The 3,703-nt window shown below is 39.0% G+C and carries 3 protein-coding genes; 1 reads left to right on the top strand and 2 read right to left on the bottom strand.

What is annotated here, in order from left to right:
* Positions 1–351 (top strand): hypothetical protein (locus PX481_RS03075; RefSeq protein ID WP_288093624.1); only part of this gene is annotated, 351 nt, incomplete at its 5' end.
* A 176-nt stretch (positions 352–527) separates the two neighbouring features.
* Here the strand turns inward: PX481_RS03075 and PX481_RS03070 are convergent.
* Together PX481_RS03070 and cimA are read right to left on the bottom strand one after the other, a co-directional pair.
* A complete protein-coding gene (locus PX481_RS03070; RefSeq protein WP_288093623.1) occupies positions 528–2,240 on the bottom strand; it encodes a hypothetical protein in 1,713 nt (570 codons plus the stop codon).
* 485 nt (positions 2,241–2,725) lie between these two features.
* Positions 2,726–3,703 (bottom strand): citramalate synthase (gene cimA, locus PX481_RS03065; protein ID WP_288093621.1); only part of this gene is annotated, 978 nt, incomplete at its 5' end.

The raw sequence follows: 3,703 nt of genomic DNA, 5'->3' as shown, positions 1-3,703 counted from the left end.
GTTTTAAAAATGGCCGATAGTCAATTACCCTTAACTTGGTATTGGAATGGTAAGTATTGGCAGGGTTTACCGAGAGAAGGAATGGAGATGGCAGGTTTTTACTTAATTATCGGTTTAGGATTTGTGATTTTTCCCACAGCAATTGTGGCTACGGGAGCCTATCTTTTTCCTCCGGTCGAGGGGAGTCCTTTGTCATGGGTGCCTCTATTTTGGTCGATTTTAACCTTTGTTTGCCATGGTATTTGTTTACTCTGGTTAATTATCGAATATTATCAGTTTCCCGTTAATATGTATCTACGGGCCTTGGCCCGTCGTTGGCAAAATTCTTTTGTTACTAGATTATTATCCTAGGGTTATTTAACTGCTCCAAAGTCTGACTACAAAAATTTGCTCCCTCTAAATTTTCCTTTTTAAGAGGGACTTAGATTCAATCTGTAATTTGCCTAGAGAGAATTGGTATAAAAGAGTGATTAAAGACGGCAAAAACTTAATCAGAAAGGCTAAATTTTACTCGACATTGACTAACCTTAAAAAGGTTGAAAATAATTGACAGATTTTTTATTGTTAGGAGCGATTAAATAATCGTACAGATATCCTTTATCGAAAGAATCTATAGTTGAATTAGTCAGGGGTTTAAAGGAAAATTTCTTAGCTCCTGCAACAATTGGAGTAGTTGTGCGGACAAGTTTCCCATCTTTTTCCTGTAACAAAATAATTTCCGAAGTTTTAACTTGGCGAGCGGGTTCCCAGGGATAATAAAAGAACAATAATCCATTGTCGTTATTTAAAGCTATTTCTCCATTGGCAGCGATTTTTAGCTGCCAATCAGGATTGAGTTTATATAGTTTAGGAACGTTTTTCCATTGCCAAGGAAATTGATAAAGTTGACCGACTACACTGGGCATAGACCAAGCAAAAGGATACAACTGACTTCCCCAAGGTAGACTAGGAGCATCGACTAAAATAACTTGTCCATCGCTCAGATCGGGGGCTAATTGTATAACATCAGCCCAAAAAGCTTGCTGATATTTCCAACTTAGTTTATTTTGCTGTTGCACGATAATTCCAAATCCAATCAACAAAGAAAAATAAGTCGCTAAGAGGAGAGCCGCAAGATTTTTTTGCCGATAACTATTGGCTAAATAAACAATCAAATAGCCAAGAATTCCCCCAAGAATAGAAGCTCCAACCACGCCAGCCGCATGAACACGGGAATCACGTCCACTAATGAGGGTAGCAGGAACGGTAAAAGTTAAGGGATAGGCCAAGAATAAGAGACTTATCCCCAAAAGGCTCAACTGTTTAATTATCGGCCAATTTTCCCCACTATCCAGTCCCGAAAAACGAGAATTTTGTAAGAATAGCCATAGCAACATAAGTAATGAAAGAGGCACAAAAATTAACAATTCTCCCCTGAGATTGTGCAAAGTTTGCCAAGGACGATAGACAAATGTTCCTAAACAGACAAATGGTCCGGTAATTATTTGACGAATCGGAGTAAAAATAGCGGTTGCTATATCTAAGTCTCCAACCCGGCTATCACCAGTCAACTTTCTGAGAATTAAAACCACTAGGAAAATCGTACCTAAGATGAATAGATGTTTAATTAATTCTTTAAATATCTCCGACTGAGGCTTTTTGGTTAGAAAAGGTGCGGTGATAAACAGCAAAAAACAGGTCTCATAACTAAGAAAAGAAGCAGTAATCAATAGGTAAGACCAAATTTTTTTATCGTTCAGATAACTTAAAAAAGCGAGTAAAAGAAAGGTTATGGCGGGCAAAATGTGAATATGAGTGAGAAAAGCCCTAGTGTTATCGGCAGGAAATAAAGTAAATGCAAGGGTACCCGTCAGGACAAAAATAGGTTGATTCCAGAGACGTTGGAGAAATAGATAAAAGAGGATATTATTGGTTAATGCCAATAGATAGGCACTTATATAAATAAGCGGCAATCCTCCCAATTTTCCAGCAAAGTATGCAGAGAAGAAGAGGATGTTAAAGCCGACAACTCTACCTTGAAAAAATGCTAAATTCATGTTCTTAACAGAGTCAACAAATCTGGAAAAGTCCATGGTGAGTATGTTACCGATGAAAGCGTAATCATCTTCGTATAGACCCAAGTGATTAAAATACCAAAAGTGGGCGATCCAAGTAATCAATGCAATGGTTAAAAATGTAGTAATTTTCAATGATTTATTATTCAATAACGTCATTGATTTTCCTATAGCTTGTGTAGTCATAAATAAATATTTTATGTGAAATTTACAGCTTCAACAGGCTGAGCAATTGAATTACCTAGTGGTTCTTCGGTTTCTGTTATGCAATGTACGGGGGTTATAAGGGACGGAACCTTTATAGAGAAAAACGTTTGGCGATTTTTGTCAATTGTTTTTGATCTAGAGCGAACTAATCAATTAAATCTCTTGCCAGATAAGGATTTAGTTTATTTATGCCACCCTATCGAACCATAAAAAGTAACGAAGAGCCTACCTAGTTAAGCTTGCTTGCTCTTGTTGGAAGAATTATGGATTCTTTCTGATAATATATCAGTGTTTAAACTCTGTCAAGGCGAGATTGTACTAAATCCTGTTTAAAAGGTATAAGGGAGAACGGAGCAGGGGAGATAGGAGATAGGACATAGGACATAGGAGATAGGAGTCAGTAGTTAAATGTTCAGTGAAAACTCAAATCTGACTCCTGATAACCGATAACTGATTACTGTTCCCTAAATTGTCCCTAAAGGACAAAATTGACCCGATAATTCTAGTTGATTGTTTTGCAGTAGATATAAACCGTACTCAATTCCTTCTACTACTGCTTGATAGGAAGCTTCTAAAATATTACTAGACACTCCCACGGTTGTCCATCTTTGTTGACCGTTACTTGACTCGATTAAAACCCTAGTTTTCGCTGCCGTCCCCGAACCACTATCGAGGATTCTCACTTTATAATCGGTCAGGTGAAAGTTAGCAATTTCGGGATAGAATTTGACTAGAGCTTTTCTTAAAGCCAGATCTAAAGCAGCCACGGGACCATTACCCTCGGCCACTTCTAACAAATCTTCCTCTTTTACCCGTACTTTAATTGTCGCGATCGCATTACCACTATCCCGGAGCATATCACAATAAACTTGGAATCCTTTTAATTCAAAAAGGTGGCTTCTCTGTCCCAAAGCTTCCCGCATTAATAACTCAAAACTAGCTTCGGCTGCCTCAAATTGATAACCCTGACTTTCCAAGATTTTTAAACGTTCCAATATTTGCCGACAGGTGGGATCATCTTTATTCAAATCGATGCCAAAACTGCGCGCTTTCGCTAACACATTACTTAATCCCGATTGGTCAGAAATGACGATGCGGCGCTGATTCCCGATCGCTTCCGGGTTAATATGTTCGTAGGTTAGGGGATTTTTCGCCACCGCAGAAACGTGAATGCCGCCTTTATGGGCAAAAGCGGAGCGTCCGACGAAGGGAGCATGATCATCCGGGGCTAAATTGACCATTTCGCTGATTTTTCGGCTAGTTCCCGTCAATCGGCCTAATTGATTTTCTTCTAGGCAAGAAAAGCCCATTTTTAACTGAAGATTGGGAATTAAAGTACATAAATTGGCATTGCCGCAGCGTTCCCCATAACCGTTAATTGTGCCTTGAATCATGCGTGCGCCCTCGTTAACTGCCGCTAAGGAGTTAGCCACGGCGGTTCC

This window comes from Microcystis sp. M53603_WE2, from assembly GCF_030065435.1.
The sequence above is the reverse complement of the archived record's forward strand: the minus strand, read 5'-3'. Positions and strand labels throughout refer to the sequence as shown.

Coding starts and splice junctions, on each gene's coding strand:
- PX481_RS03070 (WP_288093623.1), bottom strand. CDS start 2,240: ATGACTACACAAGCTATAGGAAAATCAATGACGTTATTGAATAATAAA.